13 protein-coding genes are annotated in these 23,435 nt (G+C 54.0%); 2 read left to right on the forward strand and 11 right to left on the reverse strand.

What is annotated here, in order from left to right:
* Window positions 1-2,732, reverse strand: a 2,732-nt coding sequence (locus KI809_RS19525; RefSeq protein ID WP_214173286.1) for a CxxxxCH/CxxCH domain c-type cytochrome, incomplete at its 3' end; no start/stop codon positions are given.
* An 8-nt stretch (window positions 2,733-2,740) separates the two neighbouring features.
* Complete coding sequence (locus KI809_RS19530; protein WP_214173287.1) at window positions 2,741-10,240, reverse strand: CxxxxCH/CxxCH domain c-type cytochrome; 7,500 nt, start codon at window positions 10,238-10,240, stop codon at window positions 2,741-2,743.
* A 734-nt stretch (window positions 10,241-10,974) separates the two neighbouring features.
* Here KI809_RS19530 and KI809_RS19535 point away from each other — a divergent pair.
* Both KI809_RS19535 and KI809_RS19540 read left to right on the forward strand, forming a co-directional pair.
* Window positions 10,975-12,195, forward strand: coding sequence for a hypothetical protein (locus KI809_RS19535; RefSeq protein ID WP_214173288.1), 1,221 nt, complete (start codon window positions 10,975-10,977; stop codon window positions 12,193-12,195).
* An 82-nt stretch (window positions 12,196-12,277) separates the two neighbouring features.
* Window positions 12,278-13,858 carry an ArnT family glycosyltransferase gene (locus KI809_RS19540; RefSeq protein WP_214173289.1) on the forward strand — a complete coding sequence of 527 codons (1,581 nt, stop codon included), beginning with the start codon at window positions 12,278-12,280 and terminating at the stop codon, window positions 13,856-13,858.
* Window positions 13,859-13,868: 10 nt separating this feature from the next.
* On the opposite strand, the gene KI809_RS19545 is transcribed toward KI809_RS19540, so the two are convergent.
* The 9 genes from KI809_RS19545 to KI809_RS19585 all read right to left on the reverse strand — a co-directional run bounded on the left by KI809_RS19545 (window position 13,869) and on the right by KI809_RS19585 (window position 23,434).
* Window positions 13,869-15,746, reverse strand: a complete 1,878-nt coding sequence (locus KI809_RS19545; RefSeq protein WP_214173290.1) for a tetratricopeptide repeat protein — start codon at window positions 15,744-15,746, stop codon at window positions 13,869-13,871.
* 11 nt (window positions 15,747-15,757) lie between these two features.
* Window positions 15,758-16,525, reverse strand: a complete 768-nt coding sequence (locus tag KI809_RS19550) for a formylglycine-generating enzyme family protein (protein WP_214173291.1) — start codon at window positions 16,523-16,525, stop codon at window positions 15,758-15,760.
* A 95-nt stretch (window positions 16,526-16,620) separates the two neighbouring features.
* Window positions 16,621-17,523: a radical SAM protein gene (locus tag KI809_RS19555; protein ID WP_214173292.1), complete on the reverse strand. Its 903-nt coding sequence runs from the start codon at window positions 17,521-17,523 to the stop codon at window positions 16,621-16,623.
* Window positions 17,524-17,532: 9 nt separating this feature from the next.
* A complete protein-coding gene (locus tag KI809_RS19560) occupies window positions 17,533-18,759 on the reverse strand; it encodes an FkbM family methyltransferase (RefSeq protein ID WP_214173293.1) in 1,227 nt (408 codons plus the stop codon).
* The gene (locus KI809_RS19565; protein ID WP_214173294.1) at window positions 18,756-19,601 is read right to left on the reverse strand and encodes an SDR family oxidoreductase; all 846 of its coding nucleotides are present in this window, start codon (window positions 19,599-19,601) and stop codon (window positions 18,756-18,758) included. The genes KI809_RS19560 and KI809_RS19565 overlap by 4 nt, the downstream gene beginning before the upstream one ends.
* Window positions 19,602-19,620: 19 nt before the next feature.
* A complete protein-coding gene (locus KI809_RS19570) occupies window positions 19,621-20,676 on the reverse strand; it encodes a radical SAM/SPASM domain-containing protein (RefSeq protein WP_214173295.1) in 1,056 nt (351 codons plus the stop codon).
* Between the two features lie 69 nt (window positions 20,677-20,745).
* Complete coding sequence (locus KI809_RS19575) at window positions 20,746-21,735, reverse strand: GDP-mannose 4,6-dehydratase (RefSeq protein ID WP_214173296.1); 990 nt, start codon at window positions 21,733-21,735, stop codon at window positions 20,746-20,748.
* Window positions 21,732-22,661 carry a transketolase family protein gene (locus tag KI809_RS20900; RefSeq protein WP_214173297.1) on the reverse strand — a complete coding sequence of 310 codons (930 nt, stop codon included), beginning with the start codon at window positions 22,659-22,661 and terminating at the stop codon, window positions 21,732-21,734. Before KI809_RS20900 ends, KI809_RS19575 begins: the two co-directional genes overlap by 4 nt.
* Entirely contained in the window at window positions 22,658-23,434 is a 777-nt protein-coding gene (locus tag KI809_RS19585; RefSeq protein ID WP_246559525.1) for a transketolase, read from the reverse strand. Before KI809_RS19585 ends, KI809_RS20900 begins: the two co-directional genes overlap by 4 nt.
* Window position 23,435: the final 1 nt, after the last annotated feature.

Genomic DNA, 23,435 nt, shown 5'->3' on the forward strand with positions numbered 1-23,435 from the left:
CCCCAGGTGGCGCTGTTGCCGAAGTGGCAGTTGATGGTGGAACAGGTCCGGTTGACGCCGTTGTCCCAGACAAACTGGGCGGTGGTACCGTTCTGGACGACGTTCCTGGTGCCGTTTATGTGGGTGGTGCTGCCGCTCTTGATGGCCGTGCCGTTAGTGGTGGTGTCGCCATGGCAGTTGGAGCAGGTGACCGCTCCGCTTTTGGTGTGCTTCTTGTGGCTGTTGGCCCGGAGTCCGACGTACCCGGCGTTCGCGTAGTTCGGCTCGCCGGCATGGGTGGAGTAGTGACCGAACTGCTCGTCATTACCGTGGCACTGCTTGCAGTCGGCATAGGTCGCTGCCGAGTTCCAGCCGTTGCCCGCAGTGAATGCTACGTTCTGACGCCCTTTACCGTCGCTGTGACAGTAGACGTTGGCGCAGATCCCGTCGGTGGCGTTGTAGCTTCGTCCGGCACGAACGCCGGAGTAGTCGCCCATTACCCCATTGGTGTGAACCAGCGGGTTTTTGATGGTGGTGTTGCTGGATACCGTCTTGGCGTGGCACTCGGCGCAGCCCAGCGCCGTGCCCAGCGACGGGTTGGCGCTGGTGGAGATGTGGGCGCTGTGCTTCTTGGTGGTCAGGGTGGCCGCATCGCTGCCGTGGCAACCGCTGCAATTCAGGGTTCCGCCCCACTGCAGGGTTTTGTTGAAGTGGCAGGAGGTGCTGGAACAGGTCTTGGAAACCTTTGCCCAGGTAAAGGTAACCGCAGGGCTCTTGACTACGTCGAGGGAGCCGTCGATGTGACGGGAGATTCCGGAGATTACTGCGCCGCCGGCGGTAACGGTCTCATAGTGGCAGTTTACGCAGGAGGAAGCGCCATAACCGGAAACATGCTTTCTGTGGCTGTTGGCCGAGTAGCTCCCCTGGGCGCCGCTCTTGTAGTTAGGTTCGCCGGCGATACTGGAGTAGCGACCTAAGCGGACGTCATTGCCATGGCACTGGGCGCAGTTCGCGTACACCGCTGAGGAGTTCCAGCCGTTGCCGGCAGTAAACGGTACATTCTGGCGCCCTTTGCCGTCACTGTGACAGTAGACATTGCTGCAGACACCGGTGGCCCGGGCGTAGTTCTTGCCGGCGCGCTGGCCGGAATACTCGGCAAAGGTGCTGATATGAGTGGCTACGGAAACAATGGTGGTGTTGTCATTGCTGACGGTCTTGGCGTGGCAGGCCACACAACCGATGGCGTTGCCGAGAGAGGCGTTGGCAACGGTGTTGACGTGCGCCGAGTGTTTGCCGGTCGCGATCGGGTTACCGTTCGCCAGGGTGCCGCCATGGCAACCGAGGCAGTTTGCAAACCCGCTGCTGTCACCCCAAGTGGGGGTGGCGACATTGGCCGGGGCCCCTTTGCCGTTGCTGTGACAGTAGACGTTGGCGCACTGGCCGTACGGTGCGCTCCGGGCAAGGTTGGTCCAGTTGGTTGTGGCAGAACCGCGATAGGTTGCTGCTGCCCCGAACTTGGGATCACTGGTCTGGAGCTGCCAGCGGATGGTGCCCTGAACGTGGGAGGAATCAGTAACAGGATGGCACTGGTCGCAGCCGACTTCATAGTAGCCAAGGCTCTGGAGACCGGCATGCTTTAAGTGGCTGCCGGTAGTCGGTGGATTGTTTTTGTCGGCATAGTGGCAGCTGCCGCAGGCAGCCTGGCCGGTGGCCGTCCATGACGGGTTCTTGTTGCTGCCACCGTCAAGCGGGAGAACAATCTGGGTGCCACCGACTGTTACACCGCCACCATGGCAGTACAGGTTGGCGCATTTGTTGGCGGCAGGATAGGTGGTGGCGACTGCGGCCAGGGTGGTGTTGGGGGTGCTGGCGCGAACCGCATAACCACGGTTAGTGGAGGAATAAGGTACGTAGACGCCGCTGGTGACCTTGCCGCCGAATCCGTAAAAACCGATCTGGAGGGTGTTTGACAGGTTCGGCATCTTGATGCTGCCGTCAGAGATATAATGGCAGTTGTCGCACACTGAAACACCATGCTGGGAATGTGACCGGTGCGCACCGACCTGGTTCGGTTCGAGGAGATGGCTGGCCCTTGGGGTGCCCACCATCCCGGAATAGCCGCCAAGAACTATGGAGGTCGGAGGATTGCCGTGGCAAGCGTTGGTCCCGTTACCGCACGAGGCCTTGAAGCCGGTGTTATGAGTATGGCAGCTGGTGCAGACACCCGCCTGTCCCCCTTGGGCAGGGTGCCCGAGTTTGGGGACCCCTTGGTTGTTCGCGGTGTCTGCGTTATGATAGGTCAGCTGACTGTGGCAGACTTCGCAGATCCGATTGGAGCTGCTGTGGGCCGCACGGTCGTTACCCATGCTGGTATTGCTCATGAATATGACATTCACCGACTTGCTACCGCCGGGAAAGGTATGGGTCGAAATCGGGTTCATGACCGATATGGTCCGCCGGATGTTCTTGATGTTCTCGGCATCGGGCTCATGGCAGGTGGCGCAGGTGAACTCACCGTATTTACCGCCGGAGATCCCCCACCGCCCGTTCCAGCGGCTGGAACCGGTATCCTTGCTGTTGTGCATCAGGTCGGCGGCGAAAGCTGCGTTGGCTATGAACAGCAATGCCAGCAGAGCTGCCGCCAATGTGACCGTTCCGTACATTCTGCCTGGAATACCGTGTGCCTTTTTCATGATCATTACACCCTTGGCTTTAGTCGTCATTTTTATATCGTCATCTTCTATTGGTAACATTAACCCTGCTACTGGTTCGCGTGGCAGCTGGAACACTTGAGCGGGTAACCCCACCTGATCGCCGGCTGGTTCACGTGACAGGCGGTGAGGCAGGTCTTGGTAGCGGAATCCCAGGTGGAGCCGCTCAGATCGGTGCTGTCATACGAGCCGGCCTCTTTGTACCCGCCGTTGCGCATCCAGACGCCACCGGCATTGGCAACATTGGCAAGCTGGGCCTTGGTCTTGTAGGCCGATGTGGTGAACTGGACATCTTTCTTACCATTGATGTGCAGACCGGTACCGACGATATTGCCTGCCTGCAGTTTGGTCGGGGTCGTAGCGGTGTGGCAGCTGGCGCACTCGAACTTTTTACCGCTGCCGAACATCGCGTAGGTGTCGGGTTTGGCTGGGTCTACGACGCCACTGTGGCAAGTGTCGCACGACATGGTGCTGGCTACGCCGGCATTGCCGTGGGCCTTGTCCCCGGCTGACGAGTAGCCGAGGAAACCGTATCCGCCCGGTCCTTTGTAGGTATTCTTGAAGTGGATGCCGACCATGTGCCCCGAATCCTTGTACGGACCGGTGCCGTTCTTGCCCATGCTGCTCTCGGCAACATAGTGCGACTGGCCGTCATACTGCGGCGGGTTGTCGTGGCACATGCCGCAGCGGTTGGCGGTTGAACCGGCTGCGCTGTACCAGTCAGGCGTGGTCTTGAAGTTGTTCTCTGCCTGGACTGTGGACTTGCCGCTGCTGTGGCAGTAAACCATGGAGCAGGTCACGCTGACCTTGGTGGTGCCGCTGATGCCGCTGTTCGCGGTGTTGATGCCGTCTGCGGTAGCGCTGTTGAGGCCGGCGAGCCAGCTCCTGCCGGTCTGGTTCTTGTTCATGGTGACATCAATTTTACCGTTTTTGTGATTGCCGGACTCAATGGTCGGGTGACAGTTGGCGCAACCGATGCGATACACACCATTGCTTGATTTAATGGCGGTGTAGCCATAGAAAGTTATGGAGTCAAGCAGATTGCCTACATGAGTGGCATGGACCCCTGGCTTGGTGAGCAGAGTGCCATGGCAGACCTTGCAGCCGACTGACGATGCATCGCCCCAAGTTGCACCTGAACCGGAATGGCACGTTATGGTGCTGCAGGTCCTTGAGGTGCCGTTCCATGAGGCCGTTGCCTCTATCGACCGGTTGAAGTCTACGTTGATACCATTTGCCAGGTGGCTTCCGCCAGGCTTGGCAGAAAGACCGTTGGTTGTCACAGTGTTCGTGTGGCAGTAATCGCAGGAGGCAGCACCGCCGTAATAAGAAACATGACTGTTGTGACTGTTGGCTGTGGCTGATCCGGGCAGCCCAGAGTTGGCATAGTTAGGTTCACCGGCAGTGCTGGTGAAGTTTCCGGGTTGGGTATCGTTGCCGTGACACCCCTTGCAGTCGCCGAAGACTACCGAGGAGTTCCAGCCGTTACCGGCATTGAACGGCACGTTCTGCCGCCCCTTACCGTCGGAATGGCAGTAACTGTTGGCGCATGCTCCTGTTGCAATGGTGTATCTGCCGGCCCTTGTCCCGGAATAGTCACCGTAAATGCCGTTGGTATGGGTCGGATCGCTGATCACGGATTTGTTGATGTCTACAGTTTTGGCGTGGCACTCGGAACAATTGATTGCCGTGCCAAGGCTCGCATTGGCAATTGTGGAAATGTGAGCCGAATGCTTCTTAGTGGTCAGGGTCTCTTCACTGCTGCCATGACAAGAGTCGCAGCCGACACTTGACGCATCACCCCAGATCGGGCTCTTGCCGGCATGGCACGATATGTTGGAACACTGCCGCAGGTCCTTGTCATAAGCTGATCCGGCTCCGGCTTTGCTGGTATTGAAACTGACAAGGTTTGCCGGTGCCGTGAGGTGAGGCGCACCAGGCTTGATGGCGGTGCCACTGGCAGTAACAGTATCAGTGTGGCAGGTGTCGCAGGACGCCGCGCCTTTCAGAGCCAACTTGGAGGTGTGAGACTTGTGGCTGTTGGAAGTAGCTGAGCCAATAGCTCCGGTGTTAGGGTAGTTCGGCTCACCGGCAAGACTGCTGAAGTTGTTTAGGACGGTATCGTTACCGTGGCATCCCTTGCAACCTCTGGAGGCCAGGGAGGAGTTCCAACCGTTGCCGGCATTGAACACCACGTTGTACTTCCCTTTGCCGTCGCTGTGACAGTAAGCGTTTGCACAAGCCCCAGTAGCGGCAGTGTATCTTCCGGCCTTAGCTCCGGAATAATTGCCCATGACACCATCAATGTGAACGGCAGAGTTCCGGATCGTGACATTATCACTGTTGACTGTTTTTGCGTGGCATTCAACGCAAGCAATGGCATTGCCGAGCGCCGGATTGATTGTTGTCGAGATATGAACGCTGTGTTTCTTGGTTGTGAGAGTTGCGGCATCGCTGCCGTGGCAGCTGTTGCAGTTGAGGACAGCGCCCCAGACCGCACTCTTGTTGAAGTGACATTCGATATTGGAGCAGGTTTTGCCTGCTACGCGACCGAATTTCTTGCCGGCAATGTTGGACGAAGAGTAGGAGATCTGCCGGTTGATATGGCTCACGTTGACCGTTGCGCCGGTAACACCGACAACATCGGCGTGGCAATAGTAGCAGGTCGTTGCACCAGCAGCGCCGACATGCTTTTTGTGGCTGTTGGCCGAATAGCTGCCCTGGGCACCGCTCTTGTAGTTAGGCTCGCCGGCTACGCTGGAGTAGTGGCCGAGCAGGTTATCGTTGCCGTGGCATCCGATGCAGTTGGTGTAGACTGTTGTCGACTTCCAACCGTTGGCAAGGGTGAAGCTGACATTGCGCTTTCCTTTGCCGCTTGTATGGCAGTAGGTATTGGCACAGTTTCCCGCAAGGTTGTCATAGCTTCTGCCTGCCTTGGCACCGGAATAGTTGACCAGGCCATTGCCATGCAGCTGGCGGTTCGCAAATGTCCGGTCGTCACTATTTACCGTGAGGGCATGGCAATCGGCGCAAAGATAGTTGATTCCGAGTGTTGCCGCATTGTTTATGTGAGCCTTGTGCCTGCCGGAGCTTATCGGCTGCAGGCTGGCTACGTTGTTGCCGTGGCAACCGGTGCAGGTTGTTGATACCGGTGTGCCCCAGACCTGGCTGTATGAACCTTTGCCGCCATGGCAATAGATATTCGAGCAGGTCTTGCTGGGCTTGTCATAATCGAATGTCTTGCCGTTGCCTGAAACAACATCGATGCTCCGGTTCAGGTGGCTGTTGACATCCTGCTTTAGATTCCCTGCCGCATCTACCGTGTCATTATGGCAGTCGATACAGGTTGCCGCCCCGAAATCCACATGGTTCTTGTGATCGTTGGCATAAACCGTTCCGGCACCACCGCTGAGGTAGTTAGGCTCACCGTTGACGCTGGTGAAGTCCGGTGAGGTGTCGTTTCCGTGGCATCCGGTGCACCCAAGAGTTGCTGTGCTCTTCCAGGCATTAGCGGGGGTAAACGGTGCATTGCGTTTCCCTTTGCCGTCGGTGTGGCAGTAAGTGGCGGAGCAAACTCCGGTTGCAGTCGTGTAGGTGTTCCTGCCGCCGGACATTACGCCGGTAACGTTCTTGAAGCCGTTGCCATGGACCACGGTGTTAAGGATGCTCCGATCATTGGAACCGGCGGTGAGTGCGTGGCAGGTATCGCAACTGAAGTTCTTGCCAAGAATGGACTTGTTGTTGATGTGAGCCTTGTGTTTACCGGTGCTGATCTGTTTTTGCGCCAGGGCGTTGTTGCCATGGCACCCGGTGCAGTCAAGCGGGAAGATCTTGCCCCAGCGTGCCGGGACACTGCCGGTTCCGTGGCAGTTAATATTGGAGCAGGTTCTGGTCGCCTGGTCGTATGCGAAGCTCTTGTCCCCTCCCGGCGCGACATCACGTGTCCGGTTCAGGTGACTGGCACCCGACAGTAGCGCTCCAGAGGCATCAACCGTGCTGTTGTGGCAGTAAACACAGGTTGTCGCGCCCGCGCCGCCCATGTGGCGCTCGTGGCTGTTGGCTCGGAGGCTGAGTTCTTCGGCATTGGTGTAGTTCGGTTCACCATAATTGCTGGTGAATGCAGGCGAAGCGGCATTGCCGTGGCACCCGATGCAATTGGAATAGGTAACTGCCGATTTCCAGCCATTGCCAAGACTGAATGCCGTGTTCTGCGATCCTTTACCGTCGGTGTGACAATATGTATTGGCACAGTTCCCCTGAGCGGAGTCGTAGCTTCGACCAGCCCGTGCACCTGAGTAGTTGAGTATGCCGTTGCCGTGCAGCTGGCGATTGAAAAAGGTCCGGTCATCAGGGTTTATGGTCTGACCGTGGCACTCGGCGCATTTGAAGTTGCCGCCAATGTCAGGATTTTTAATATGCGCGGTATGCTTGTTAGTGGCTATGGCGTTTGAACTTCCGGCATTGTTGCCGTGACAGCCAGTACAGTCTGCGGATACCGGCGTACCCCAGATCTGGGTGGGAGATCCGACTCCGCCGTGACAGGTTATGTTGGTACAGCTCTTTAAGCCGGCATCGTATATGAAGTTCTTCCCGTTGCCCGGCTTTATGTCGATCCTTTTGTTGACGTGGGTACTGGCATTGGCAAGGATGACACCCGTGCCGTTGACGGTATCGGCATGGCAGCTGATACAGGTCGTGGCCCCGAAATCGACATGGTTCTTGTGATCATTGGCCCTGAGCGATCCGGGGAGTCCGGTCGCATAGTTTGGCTCACCGGCCGCGCTGACGAAATCAGGACTGGCATCATTGCCGTGACAACCGGTACAGCTGAGCGTTGCCGTAGATTTCCAGGCATTGGCAACGGTAAACGGCACATTCTGCTTGCCCTTGCCGTCGGAGTGACAATAGTTGGCGGAGCAGACACCGGTTGAGATGTCGTAGGCGCCTCTGCCACCAGCCATGACCCCGGTAAAGTTCTTGAAACCGTTACCATGCAAGGAGGTATCGAGGATGCTTCTATCATCGAGTCCGGCTGTCAAGGCATGGCAGGTATTGCAGCGCACATTCTTGCCCCAGATATTGACGTTGTGATTAATGTGGGCAGTGTGCTTGCCGGTGCTGAGCGGCCTGAAGCTTGAAGCATTGTTGCCGTGGCAACCGGTACAATCTGCCGGGAAGATCTTGCCCCAGCGTGCAGAATTGCTGTAGCCGCCGTGGCATAAGATATTGGAACAGGTTCTTGTTGCAGGGTCGTATTGGAAGTTCTTGCCGGCACCTGCTTGCACGTCGATCCGGCGATTCGTATGGCTGGTGCTGTTGACCAGTATAGCCCCTGTCGAGTTCACAGTAGAAGCGTGGCAGTAGATGCAGGTTGAAACGCCGACTCCGCCCATATGTCGAGAATGGCTGTTGGCTCGCGGCTGGGTCTCTGTATCATTGGCATAGTTAGGTTCGCCGCCGAGACTGGTAAAGGCAGGAGCAACGTCATTACCGTGGCAGCCGTTACAGTTGCTGTAAACGGTCCCTGAATTCCAGCCATTCCCCGCGGTAAATGGCACGTTCTGCCGACCCTTGCCGTCGGTGTGGCAATAAACATTGGCGCATGTCCCGTCAACCGCAGTGTAGCTTCTCCCGGCATTCCTGCCGGAGTAATCCGAGAACCCGTTGGCATGGCGGAGATAATTGCTGATAGTGGTATTGCTGCTCACGACCTGGGCATGGCAGGCAGTACATTTGAACGCAGTACCGAGATTGCTGTTGGCTGTTGTGGATATGTGGCCGGCATGCCTCCCGCTCGAAAGCGTCGAGCTATCGCTGCCATGACAGCTATTGCAGTTAAGGGTGCCATCGCCCCACCCGACGCTTTTACCATAATGGCAGTTGACATTGGAGCAGGAGCCGAAACCGTCGCCAGGCACATTTGTCGTTTGGGTGTAACTGCCGCTGTATGAGCCGGCCATGGTTACTTCTATTTTCTTGTTGGCATGCTTCGACTGATCGTTTTTACCGGCTCCGGTATGACAGGAGTCGCAGCTGTACTGATAATAAGAGGTTGCAATATGCTTATTGTGAGCACCGGAGTTGATTGGAGTAGAATCGGTTCTCTTACCGCCATGACAGCTGTCGCAGGCAAGATAAGCATTACTACCGTTGCCGCCCCACTTAACAGCCCCCTGATAAGCGGTGGGAGCGCCGGTGCCGTTAGTTCCCTGAACGTTACTGTGGCAATACATGTTTGAGCAGGAAAAGTAGGAGCCGGAAGCAGCAAGGGTATGGGTGGAATAAAGGGTGAATCCGTTGTATTTGGCTTGTGCCGTTATTGCGGGGAGGTTGGCATTGGCCTGGGTCATGTTGAGATTGACGCGACCGTTAACCATATGCGGATCGGGCAGATCTTCATGGCAGGTTGTACAAGCTGAATTGAGCTTGCTGACATGAGTCCGGTGGGCGCCGGTCGAAACGTTCCCTAGAAGAATGGGGGTCGGGGGGTTCTGGGCACTGGTTCCATGGCATATTGCATTGCTGCATGCTCCGAGCGGCCCCTGGATCCAGGAAACACCGGTTCCGGTCCTTCCGGATGGCACATTCCAGTTGTCCCCATGGCAGTAGATATTGCAATTCATCGCATCAGGCGCCCTCAGCAACGTGGTGCCCGGGTTGTTCGGGGCCACTGAAAACTGAGTATTCAATCCCGCGGAGTTGCTTACCGTAATTGTACCGGTGGTCACCTCACCAACGAATGGTTTCCAGTTAGAACTGCTGATCCTGAACCCCAGTTCGACATAATCGTTACCGAGAAGTCCATGCCCATAATTATTGTGGCAAACCTGGCACTCGAACCCGAGAACATTGCGGTGCTTGCTGTGGGCGCCTGAGTGTGTTGGAGGGTCCCCGAAGGTATTCGTGTACAAGCCGCTGGGGGCGCCGATGGTGGCTGTTGTGGGAGGGTTGCCATGACAGGAGTCGCAAGATTCGACAGCCGGGCGTTTAAAGGCGTTCTGGTGGGCATGGCAACCGGTACAGTCCCTGTTATTGCTCTTATGGGCAGTATGGTTCAAGCCGCCCGCCTTCACCGCTATTTTGCTCGCACTATACTGATGATATTCGGTTCTATGATGGCAAACTTCGCAAATATTCTGTGAACGCTCCTGGTATATAGTTCTCCGATCGTTGCCAAGGACCCCGACAACATCGGTTGACATCGCAGTATACCTGCCCAGAACAGTCCGTGACATCGAAGTGTAACGGGACATTACAACCTTGCGCATGCCGGTCGGAGTCTTCACGGAGGTTGCTACTTTTTTGATGTTAGGAGTCGCAGATTTGGTATGGCAGGTAGCGCAGGTGTAATCTTGCCCCCACTCACCGTATTTACCGGTTCCGCCATAGGTACTGTTATGGATGAGAGGACTCACGGCATCTGCGTTCGTGACAAGTGGAGAGAAAAGGGACAGGGCGATGGCTATTGCCACTCCCCAGAATCCCGTCTGGAAAACTTTTCGGGATGAACATGCCATCCCGGCAAAGGTTTTCAGTAAACGATCTCGCATATCCTTGTTCTCCCTCTTCTCAAGTCGGCGATGCAGCAACTATCATCAAAACCTGCTCTCGATCGTTGAATCTCCGAGCACTACGTTCAATGAAACCTACACTCTCCGAGTCTTCATTCTGAATTAACCGCAATACCCCTGCACAAAGCTCTTATCGCTTAAGAAAACTGCTTTTTTTGCCTGGCAACCCAGCCAAAAGCACTAAAATTACAACCACCTAATTAAAGAGAAAGCCATCCCTGGCCATTTCACGGGAATACTCCTCCGAAAAATAAACAGAGCAGTAAAAGTGCCAGTCGTTTGACTGGCATCTAAACAGGTGCATGAAAATCAACTTATCTTAACCGGAATCGAAATGCCGAATAATGCCCATCAAACCTGGTTTTAATTAGTTTTACCCCCCCTCAGCATTACACCAACAATTCCCTATATATTAAATTTGCTTAATTGCCCTACAGGACAACCCAAACAGTAGAAAAAAAGCTAATTATAATTATTTAAGCGAGTTTTCACCAAAGCGTCATAAAACTTGTGGCCATAAGACGTACCAGAACCCTTACCTCTAATTATCTGTATTTAATTATTTTTCAATTACAGACTGCAATGAATTTTCTGGTTTAGACCGGGGCAAGATGACAGTACCCAAATAAAGCAAAAAATGTTCTTTACAGTTCCCGTCAATCTCATTAATGTAGGTAAGGTTTGAAATTACAGGAGTTTTTCAACATCCTCACATGATATTTTCTAAATTCAACATGCGCAGCACCCTGATTCTGGTAGCTGTATTACTTTTCCTTGTTGGCGGGATCTCAGCGCTGGCCATCGATTTTGACTTGGAAGGTGATTTTGAAGGCATCTATGTTTTAGAAGGGAAAAGCGGCAAATTCCTGGAGATAAAAGACGATGTACTGTTAGGAGAATACGACCGGGTCCTTTTCAAGAAGGATCTTCCCTGGCTTCATGCCCTTATCGAGAGAGAACCGGCTCATAGCAAGAATGAACCGCACCTGAAACTCTCATGGAACCGAAAGGCGGGGCACGGTTTTATTTACAATAACTCGCCGGACGGCACAAAATTCGTTATATGCCTCAGCCGATTTCAGGACAGTAACGGCAAGGCACCACGCGGAATCTTTATCGGAGGAGGCCTGCCTTATTCTCGCTATGAAGCCAGCACAGTGCAATTGAATGAGACAGGCGTTGCCTTTTACAACGGAGAGCGCTGGTTCCATATCTGGTGTAACGCCAATGAAGCAGTGGCAGGAGGCCGGACTCCCGAAAAAATGATTTTCCCTTCTTCATGGGAGTTCCTGGGTTCCAAAGTCCATTATGACACCTCGAAGAAGGCAATGCTCCAAAGCAGCCACAGGGTGACGCTTGACGGCGTTCCGTTTCAAATCGACCGATTCATAATTTACCGTGCCGGAGACCGGTACTTTCTTCTGGCCAATCGCTTCAAAAACCTGGGAACCACGCCATCAGCCTACTATTTTGTTTACGGGGATGAGCCATGGGTCGGTAATTACGGTTCTTCCGGAGGGAACGTCGGATGGACGCAAAACCGCCTTTACTTTTACGAAGCACTTATCGACACAAAAAAATATACTTTTGCCGGAATGTTCGACAAAGGCAACCCTCTGATCCTAGGGGAAAAAGGCCCCTACTCAGGGATGGCAAATTTCATCGAATGGTTTGGTGACATCCGGCCTGACCTTGCCTACTTCTCCAATAAAGAAGGCAAGGTTAACGATGAATCCGCTCGAATCCCGCTTTCCAGCAGGGACAATCGGGTCATGTTCCTGCAATGGGGACCGAGAGTTCTGGCGCCACAACAGTCGGAAACCAGTGTCATAGCCATAGGCATGGCTGACAAGGCTGCTGAAGGCATGCTGCCGGTAAAGCCGGATGTCCGTATCGACTGGTCGGACATCCATTACATCATGACCAACCAGTAAAAGACCTGCCCCTCCGTCCATAAAGTAGACACCCCCCGCGTTTTTTTGCTATCCTGCCGCAATGAATAAGACCGGTTTGCCTATGAACAACCCAGCCAAGATGGCCACCTGGGCCATCGCTCTCCTGATCATTGTGGCATCGGTAATTGTGCGAGTTCGCCTGCTTGGGGTCCCCATTGAACGGGATGAGGGCGAGTATGCCTACATGGCCCAGCTTCTCCTCAAAGGGATTCCGCCCTATACCTCCGCGTATACCATGAAACTCCCCGGCGTTGCCCTTATTTACACAGGGGTCATGGCCATTTTCGGTCAGAGTGCTGCCGCCATCCATATCGGACTGGCGCTGACCAATATTGCCAACGTAACCCTTGTATATCTGCTGGGTAGGCGTTTTCTCACCGTAGAATCGGCTTTTACCGCAGCAGCATTTTATGCCCTGCTCTCCCTGAGCCAGACAGTCTTGGGCATTTTCGCTCATGCTACACACTTTGTAGTTCTTTTTTCCCTGTTAGGGATATCCCTGCTGAGTCAGCCCCTGAAAAAATATCATGCGGCAATAGTCTTCCTCGGCGGCATCTGTCTCGGCATGGCAGTCTTGATGAAGCAGCACGCCGCCATAATGATCATCTTTGCCCTGGCTTTTCAATTATGGCCCCAGAACTCCGGCAATAAGAAACTATTTACCAGGGATTGTTCTGTCTTTCTGGCCGGAGCAGTAATCCCCTATGCAGTGGTCGCCTTCTGGCTTTACCATGCCGGAGTATTTACCAACTTCTGGTTCTGGACAGTCAAGTATGCCGGCGCTTATGCTGCCAGCTTATCGTTGGCAGCAGGGCTCAACGAGTTTGCCCGCCAGTTTGGCGCCATCGCCTGGTCGAATCTGCCGATATGGCTGCTCGCAGTTGTCGGCATTGTCAAACTATGCCGGAAGGGCTTGGCTTCTGAAAAGCAATTCCTCATCGGATATGCGGCAGCTTCACTTTTAATGGTCTCACAAGGGCTCTACTTCCGACCGCACTACTTTATCCTGTTGCTGCCGCCGATTGCTATCCTTGGCGGTTATGCCGCTCAAGCGCTAAGCCGGTTACTACCAACCGGCCCGGGGAAGTTACTGCTGCCACTGGCTATGGTAATGGCCATCGGTTGTTTTTACTATTTTGAAAGCGATTACCTGTTCCGCCTGACCCCGCAGGAAGTCAGCCGGAAGATTTACGGCACCAACCCTTTCCCGGAGGCACCTGTAATCGCCGATTTCCTTAAAAGGCAAACGACAGGAGAAGACCGGATAGCGATTCTCGGATCAGAACCGGAAATACTCTTCTATGCCGACAGAATTTCGGCTACCGGCCATATTTACATGTATGGCCTGATGGAGAATAACCGGTATTCCGGGCTGATGCAGTCACAACTGATCAGTGATATCGAAGCAACAAAACCGGCTTATATCGTCGTTGTTAATAATTCGGCATCATGGCTGTTACGGGAGGGGTCCCTTAACAAGGTGCTTGATTGGGGAGACAGCTACATCCCTTTGAGATATGATGAAGTCGGCATCGTGGAGATCTTTTCCGACAAGCCGGCCCGCTACCTGTGGGGAGAAACACCGGCAGGCTTTGTACCGACTGCAGAGTCTTTTGTGGCCATATTCCGGAAAAGACTGTAGCCCATGAGCGTTAAGGCTTCGGGAAGTATTTAGTCACCAGATCGCCAAAACGGCCATCCGAGCGGATCGGGGTCAGCTCCTCGTCGGTCATTATGCCGGCAAAATTGCCGTAGCCGCGCTGCAAAGCTGTTTCCAGCCACCGGATCGCACCACCGGCATCCCCGGCAAGAGCCTCTAATCTGGCAAGCTCATAAGCATTAATGGGATCGTTCCCACCCTGAATCTCCTCAATTCGCAAATAGCAATGCCGCGCCTCATCGAACCTTCCGAGAACAATCATCAGGTTGCCGATTTTCTGGTGTACCTGCACCGCCTCGGGTTGCAGAGACAGGGCCTTCCGGAAACGGGTCTCCGCTTCCGTGAATAGAGACCGGCGCAGGGCAAGATCCCCGAATGCCGCCCATCCCATCACATTGTTTGGACTGCGCTTCAATAGTTCCCGAAGCACCTGGTCGGCATTAGCAAAATCGTTCAGCGAGGTATACAGGAGCCCCAGGTTGTAGCGGGTTATATCACTGTCAGGGCTAAGCTCAACGGCTCGCAGATAGGCCTTCTTTGCCCCCTCATAATCCGGCTGGGCATTATAGTGCAAAGCCTCTCCAAGCCCTTCCCAAGCTAACGCAAGTTTTGGGCTTTTGCCGACCGTATCTTTCCAGAGAGAAATTCCGTTGCGCCAGACATCAATCCTTTGCATGGAAACGCCTGCCAAGAAAAACAGCAAAATCGTCAGAGAGATGATAATCGGCCGTAAACGCCCTGGCCAACGCACGCCGGCCAGCTTGACACCGTAGGCCAGCAAAGCGGCAACTCCAATCATGGGAAAATAAAGGTAACGATCGTTGATCAGCGTTACCAGCGGCACAATCTGCGAAACCGGCAGCAAGGCCACAATTGCCAAGAGGGGCCAAAAGGCAATGCGTCGGTCATATTTGTACAAACGGTAGAGCAAAAAGCAGATGACACTGAGCACAAGCGCCGCAGCAAGGACATAAGCGTCAATGCTCTTATGAATAGCCGGGTCGTAAAGTGCACTGAGGTTAAAGGGCCAGACAATGAGGCGGATGTAGCTACAGAATACGGGAAGCATGGTCAGAAAAGTCGCCATGGCGCTACCGCCGTGATAACCGGCACGGCCGCCTCCGGCACCCCACTCGGTATAGTTGGGCGTCTGGCTGAGAACGGCAAGTGCAGCAGCAGCCACCGCTACAAGCAAATACGGGACCTTGTCCAGAACCTTGAATCGAGCTGACAGTGATGGATAACAGTTGTCATAAATGAGAATAACAACGGGAAAGATGACCGCTATTGATTTGGACAAAACTGCCAGCAACAGGGCAACAACGGAAGCCGCAAAATAAAGACGGCCACGCTGCGAAATGCTGTCCCGGTATAAGCGGTAACAGTCCCACGCCCCCAGAAAAAAGAGCATTGCCAGCAGATTTTTTCGCTGGGAAATCCAGGCAACCGTCTCCACTTGCACAGGATGCAGCAGGAACAAGGCCGCGCCCGACCAAGCGGCAAGGCGCTCTTCAGTGAGCTGGAAAAAAAACCGGTACAATAGGACAGAAGCAGCAAGATGCAGCAGAAGATTGGTAAGGAGATAGCCCCCGGGCCACAGTCCCCAGAGAAGATAATCAAGCATGTAGGAAAGCATCTGCACCGGGGCATAGTTGCCTACATAATACCGGGAGAATACCGCTTTAATCCGCAGCCAGGAAATCCCTTGGACATCGAAATTTTCCAGGATGTACCTGTTATCGTCCCAATTACCCAGGAATTCATGGCCGAGAATCGGTCCATAGACGGCAAAGGCAGCCGTTGTAAGGAACAGGACAGAAAAAAAGTGGGGGCTGCATTCCCAATACAGTTTTTTTAACCAGTCAAGCATTTTTACTCTAATCAGTTGGGGACAAACAAAAGACGTAATCCTAAATTGCCGTTCCTTGAATCAGGGGTCAGATTGTCCCTGTTCGCCACGCGAAGACTGGTTTCATCATTATCGTAGCTCCCTCCGCGTGCGGCACGGAATACTCCGGTTGCAGGCCCTGACGGATTGTTCTTCGGGCTTTCGGCGTAATAGGTCTCGCTGTACCAATCCTGGCACCACTCCCAGACATTGCCGCTCATGTCATAGAGCCCCAAACCGTTGGGTTTTTTCTCTCCTACTTTATGGTAAACACCGTTGCTGTTTCCAGCAAACCACGCGTACTCTCCCAATTTGGCTTTATCAGCAGTTCCGGGCCAGGGTTCATTCTTACCGCCATTGCCGGCTGCGTATTCCAATTCCCCTTCTGTCGGCAGACGGTATGTTTTATTGCTTTTCTCATTGAGTTTTTTGATGAACACCTGCGCATCATTCCAAGACACATTATCAACAGGACACATCGGGCCACAATCCTTTAAACTGCTGGGATTACTCCCCATCACCTTTTCCCATTGAGCCTGAGTCACCTCATACTTCCCAAGATAGAAATCATTTACACAGATCTCATGAACCGGTTTTTCACTAGCGTTTTCCGTGCTCCCCATGTTGAAGCAGCCCCCCTTGACAAGCACGAACTCCATGCCGGTTGCAGGGTCAGAAACAGCTTTAGTTTCAATGGCAGAGACTGAACCGATGTGGCAAACCAAGTAACATATCGAGAAGGCGATTATTCTGTATTTCATAAAATCCCCCTGTTCTTTTCACTCAGTAGCTGTCGTTACAAATAAAAACTCCCTGCCGATACAGTCGTTAGTCTTCACCTCTACATGATCTAATTTTACTTTATAAAAGGCTCTATTACAATCTCCACCGAAGTATGGCCGTACTCCTGGAAACGGTTGGTCTTGAGCTTGACATCACAGGGGTTGCAGAATCCGTAATGGTCGCAGCGCCTGAAATCCGAAGACAAAACCAGCTCCGGATCAAGAATGTGCCCCACCGGGGTCCGCTCGGCATAAAGATCGCTGTGGCACCTGTAGACACCACCGTCAGGCCCAATAATCAGTTCCGAGGTTCTGCAACTGACCCTGCTTCCCTCTCTTCTTTCCAAGGCCCCTTCATAGGAGAATTTGCCATACATCACCCCGTCGTACTCGCCGAGAAACTCTTTGGTACGAAAATCAATCCCCAAGGAATGGCAGTATTGCTGAGCTGTCACGACCTCAGCCGTAAAACGCGGATGCATGATCCCCCAGATGCCGATACTGTAGCCAGCCTGGAGAAAGGCGAGAACCTTGGCGGCCAGTGACTCAATGCTCATCACTTCAGGATGATAGCTGACCCTGATGGAGGCATAGGGAGCATCCCGCTTGAGACGCTCCGGAGCAATTTCCGTCATGAACCGTGCCCCATCAATCTCCAGATTTGTCAGCAGATCGACCTGTAGATCAGGACGGATCCCGTTGATGATAGCAAAGAAATCCGGATGCAGGGTTGGCTCCCCCCCTTGCAGTGTAATGGGCAGATCAGGGCGCGAGCTGAGACGGTTCAAGCCCAGCAACCACTGGTCTCTGGTCATAAGCCGGTGACCGGCGGATTGCACGCCGAACCGATTTATGCAGTAGCTGCAATGCAGGTTGCAGTCAAGGGTCAGGAACACACCGATATAATTGTAATTTTCGGGCAGATGGAGGAGAGGGAGGGAACTTTTGCTTGAAAATGACGCTTCGGGCAATGACATAAAACGGTTTCACCTTGGTTCGCAATAGAGGAAAATGCTCCACGGCCCAGCCATTTTACAGCGGACATAAAGGTTATAGGCAGCCATGGAGTGCAGCATCAGAGGCAGTTCGGTCAGATCGACAAGATTGTGATAAAGGCTCACCGCCATCTTCGGACGGAATGTTTCGATGGTCTTTTTCGCACCGATGATGGCATCGAGTTCCACCCCTTCCACATCCAGCTTGATGAAGTCAACCCTCTCCAAGTGCTCTGCCGCAACAAACTCATCGACCGTTGTAACGTCTATATCCTCCACACCCCGCTCCTCCGAGAGGAAAGCCCACGGTGATCCTTGTGGTGCCGTGGCAATGCGCAGCCTGCCAGGACTGCGGCCACACCCCTTGTTTACCGGCACAACTATATCATCCAGTCCATTCTGGCGCACGTTGAGAACAAGGTCGGTAAAATTTGCCTGCACCGGTTCAAAGGAGAACACCCTGCCGCTACTGCCTACCAGATCGGCAAAATAAATTGCCGTGTCCCCTTTGAAAGCACCGATATCCAAGACGGTATCTCCGCCGACAGCGGCAACAGATCCAAGGGAATAAATATCTACGGCGAGTTCTCTGATTATATCAACCGGCAGGTTGTTGAGCCGGTAACCTTTATAGGAAACCGCCCCTTCCGCAAGAACTAAGTTCTGATCCTGATCATTGGCAAACAACTGGGTCAAATTCTCATCATTCAGCAGCCTTGCCAGCCAGGCCAGCAGATAGACCGCCCTGGATTTCTCGTCTGCCAGCAGATCAAGAACCTTGCGGATGTCCGCAATGAGCTGTTTCGGGTCAAGACCGGCAAGTTCCAGCTCAACACCTGAAACTTTGACCATCGGTACTGCCGGACCGACAAGCCTGGTTATCGCCTCGGACTCTCGCGCATGAAAGACATTTGAGGTTACGATGATGGCCGCAAGCGACGAGGCAACTTGAGGGAGTTGATCCAGTGGATACAGGTCGATGCCGGCTTCAGTAAAGGCATCCGGCGATTGGTCGAAGCAACCGGCGATATTGACCAGGCATTCGGGAGCATGCTGTTTCAGCAGCTTTAAAAGATCATTAGAGCAGCGATTACAGGGGTAAAAAGCGACTTTACCCTGCGCGGCAGGTTCAGTGATCCGGTCAAGGATCGCTGTTACCGGGGGGCGATTGTCGATAAGATCCTCAATAAGGGCCAATGCAAACCGATTGAACTTCAAATGCCCCCCTCGTTTTCAAGATATGCTTGCAATGCATCCTCCCACGGTCTCAGGTTGTGAAGCTTTGCAGATGTCATGGCAGTCTTCAACGGCTTTTTCCCCTGAAAAGGAAAATCGCTGTCCTTGGCCGCTAAGAGCACTGCGGCAGCGCCTTTGATCTGGAGGATTTTCGCCACGAACTCGAAATAACTTGCCGAACCATGGTTTGCCAGGTGATATACCCCATAAGGGAGAGATTCCTGTAAAACAGCGATGATTCTTGAAGCCGCATCAAGGGAATAGGTCGGTGAATCAATCTTGTCAACAGCGATCCGCAGCGGCTCCCCTTTACCGATCCGCTCCAGCACCTTGTCTGCGAACCCCAGCCGGTCATTCCGACGAGGGCCGAAGAGAGTCGGAAGCCGCACTACATAGTGGCGGGGACAAAGGTTACGGCAAAAAAGCTCTGCCAGGTACTTGGTCGCGGCATAGCTGTTCAGAGGATTGGGGCTGTCCTGTTCAGAATAGGGGCCGTCTTTCGCGCCATCGAAAACCGCATGAGTGCTGAACTGGACAAAGGTTATCTCCCGTGCCGCACAGGCCTTTGCCAGGTGCGACGCCGGCAGGCTGTTTATCCGGAAAGCTTCAACCGGATCGTTCTCGCAAAGGTCATAACCGATCAGGGCCACCGCATTCATTACCACTGCCGGTGCAAACTTATCAATCGCGCCGGCCACCGCATCGGCATCGGTCACATCAATTGCGGCATGGCTTGGCTGAAGGCACTCGAAACCAACAGTGCGGCAAACGCGATCCAGCGCTGTCCCCATCACCCCGCTCCCACCGAACAGGAGAATTTTCATGGCATCCTCCGAAGTCGCATCAGATAAAATCCAGGTGCGGGGGGGGATTTCTGAGTTTCCAGAGAAAACCGCAGATATAGTAGTGGCGACAATTGGTCTCGCACTCCCGGTTGACATCTATGGAGGCTATTTTATCCTGGACCGACCAATATCGATCGCTGGACAAGATCTCCCCGAAGGAATTCTCCAGGATATTCCCCATACAGAATTCCTCGCGCCTGGTGCTGAAAAAATGACCGCAGGGGAAGACGCTGCCGTCACCGCTGATGTTGATGATAAACCTGGTACCAAAGCAGCGGGGAAAATCCTTTAGTCCGCTATTGGCCAGCTTGTTGGCTTTCACCACGACGTTGTAACCGTTGCTGCTGCAAGCCTCCGCCGCTCTGAAGACCTCTGCCAGCTCAAGGTATTCACCGGTAGGGGCATTGAGGCTCTTCTGTGGATCATCCGAGCATGGCTTGATAACCAGATAATCCACTCCGAGTTCAGCCCCCAGTTTGCTCAGCGGGACAATATCGTCAAGGTTGTCATAGGTCAGGACCATCTGCATGCCGATGGTGGTTGCCAGGCCATTGTTATTTCTGGTTTCAACTGCCAGCCTTATATTCTCAACGACCTTGTCGAAAAGAGGCGCTCCGTGAATTCTCCGGTAAGATTCTGGAGTTGCTGCACTGATATTAATGCGGAGCCAGGTGAGTGGGGCAAGCAGCTCTGCCATACGTTCCCGCCTCAGCAAAGTGCCGTTGGTGGCGAGCGCACAGCTCAATTCTATCTCTCCACAACAGGCAACCGCATCATAGAGCGCACTGTTCAGCGTGTTTTCACCTTGTCCGTCAAAAAGCACGGAACGGACCCCCGCCTCTTTGGCCTCCCGCAGAAACCGCAGCAATGGCCCCTTCGGCATGTCAAACCGTGAAGACGCGCCGGTTCGCCCCTGGAGAACACCGTAACAGAAGCTGCAGTCAATATTGCAGCCGGTGGTGATTCCCAGGTCGATATGCAGAGGGGCGATCCGCTCCCCTTTGACCCACTGGTTCACCCTGTCAAGATGCCAGAGCAGCTTGTGGCCGTCCATTAAGAATTCATCCCGGGATTGGCTCGCAGCCGTGCTTATTGTTTGGTTCATAAAGTTATCAGCCGCTTCTCAGGGAGTGTGAATATATTCGTGGTCCAGCCGGGAGATGGCGTCCCAGTTGCCGTCGATCCAAGCAATTACCTCCTGGAGGCCGTCCTCCAGAATAACGGTCGGCTGCCACCCAAGCATACGCCGAGCTCTTGAAGAATCTATGACATAGGCGGCATCCTGTCCGGGTCGCTCCGGGACTATCTGTACGGCATCGGCAAACGGGACTCCCATTTTGCGGCTGATCAGGCTTACCAGATCCTTGATGCTGATACCCTGATCCGGCGAAAGATGAAAAATGTCCCCTGGGTTGCCATGGAGCATTGCGGCAAGTTCACCGCGAGATACATCCCGGATATGAATGTAGGATTTCACTGCGGCCCCGCCGCCATGAAGCTCGATCTTCTGCCCAGCGCGCATTCTTATTACTGACTTGGGGATAATCTTGAAAAGCTGCTGATGAGCCCCGTAAACATTGGTCGCCCTGATCAGCACGACGGGAAAACCGAACTGCCGGAAATAAGCCAGGAGGCACATGTCAGCCGCGGCCTTGGAGGCCGCATAGGGAGTACTCGGATTGTACGGTGCATCTTCCAGTACGGATCCACTGCAGGTCCCGTAAATTTCCGGTGAAGAGATGTGGACATAGCGCTTGAGGTAACTGCAATCTTTCAGGTAGTCGACCAGTCCAGCCAATGCAACGGCATTCGTCTGAAACCATTGGCCCGGGTGGAGCCAGCTCGGGGCAACCTCACTCTGGGCGGCAAAGTTGACAATGTACTCAGGCCTGAAGCTGTCGAGCGTAGCCACCAGCTCCACCAGATCAACATTCAGGTTCAGCTGCCGGAATAAGAACCTCGGGCTTTCATGCCTTCTGTAGGGGAGGAATAGAGGAGATTTTTCCGCGGATCGGCTGATCCCAAGCACTTCATTTTCCGGATCCTGGAGCAGCAGATCAATGAAATCGCTCCCGGAAAATGAGTTGCTGCCGATGACAACAATTTTTCTCATGACGCAAATCCGGATACGGCCTCAACCGAGCGCACGATATATTCAGTGGCAATACCCAGGCTAGCTCTCAACCCGGCTGTTTTCCGGACATCGTGGATATAGCCATAGGGAATCCCCATGCTGGTCAGCTGCCAATCGGCACAGGTTTCCGCTTTGAGCCGCGCCAGCATGCCCCCCAGACCACAGTTGCTATAATGCTCTTCGACCGAGACGACATTCTTGAAGCCAGACAGGATCCCGGCGATTGCCGGCACATCAAAGGGCTGCAAAGTAGGCACGGAAACAACAAGCGGAGCCCGAGACCTATCCTTGAGGGTTTCATAGGCAGCCATCACTTCATTGGCAACAGAACCATGGAAAAGTATTGCGGTATCAGCATGTTCCCCATTCCTGATGATCTGGGGCGCCGCAATATTCGTGACCTCATGCTGGTGGAACAGCGGTTCGCCGTTTTTTGCCAGCCTCACATAGACCGGCTTGTGGCAATCGAGCGCATAAGAAGCGGCAGCCCGCGCCTCGCAGGGATCTATGGGAGAGATCGCAACCAGATCGGGGAGGGTCTGTACTAGGCCGAGATCCTCAACGGAATAATGGCTCATCCCCTGAGGGGCGTAGGTAATGCCGCTGCCGATACCAACAAGGACAACCGGCAACCCCTGGCAGCAGATATCGTTGCGCACCTGTTCATAACAGCGGTAAAGCAAAAAGGGGATGATATTGTAGACAATGACCTTGTAGCCGGTCATTGCGAGACCAGCGGCAAAGCTGACGGTGTTCTGCTCGGCAGCCCCCATGTTGCGGAATCGATCGGGATACTCTTCCTTAAACCGGTCGAACACCCCAAGACCGGCGTCACCGCTCAGAATGAAGATATCGTCGCGCTCCTTGCATGCTTCAAGGATTGTGTTGATAAAGGTATTTCTCACCCGATCTCTTCCAGTGCCTTGGCTCTATGCTCTTGCGTTACTATGTAATAGTGCCAAACCAGCTCATTCTCCATGAATGATACCCCTTTGCCCTTGGTAGTCCGGGCAATGATTATCTTGGGCTTGCCCCGGCTCTCCTCATGCAACGCATCCAGCAATGAACCATGATCATGACCGTCCGCCCGGCAGACATGCCAGCCGAAAGCCTCCCATTTCGGAGCAATCGGCTCAAAACTGCAGATCTCTGCCGGCCTGCCGTAGGCCTGCAAATTATTGTAGTCCATGATTACCGTGACATTATCAAGCCCCTGCCGAGGCGCAAACAGAGCCCCTTCCCAGACTGAACCCTCCTGACACTCGCCATCACCGATCACGATGAACACCCGCCGGGGGGAGCGCTGTCGCTTGAAACCGAACGCCATCCCCAGACCGATACTGAAGCCATGCCCCAGTGAACCAGCCGAACATTCAACCCCATAGCCTGTCTGACGGTCGAGATGCGCCGGGAGCAAACCGCCTTCCTGACAGTAGGTGGCAAGCATCTCTGGCGGCATTATCCCCCTCGCTGCCAATGCCGCATATAACGAGATCGACGCATGGGCCTTGCTGAGAATAAAAATATCCCGGTCATGCCACGGATCTAGGCGCAGTTCGGCACCGTAAAGAGTGGCCAGGATATCGGCACAGGAAAGCGCAGAACCCACATGCGGCCCCCCGGAACAATAAGCCATCTCGATAATTTCCCGGCGGATGCGGCGTGAAAAACTTGCCAAC

The sequence above is a fragment of the Geoanaerobacter pelophilus genome, from assembly GCF_018476885.1.
Classification (GTDB): Bacteria; Desulfobacterota; Desulfuromonadia; order Geobacterales; family DSM-12255; genus Geoanaerobacter; species Geoanaerobacter pelophilus.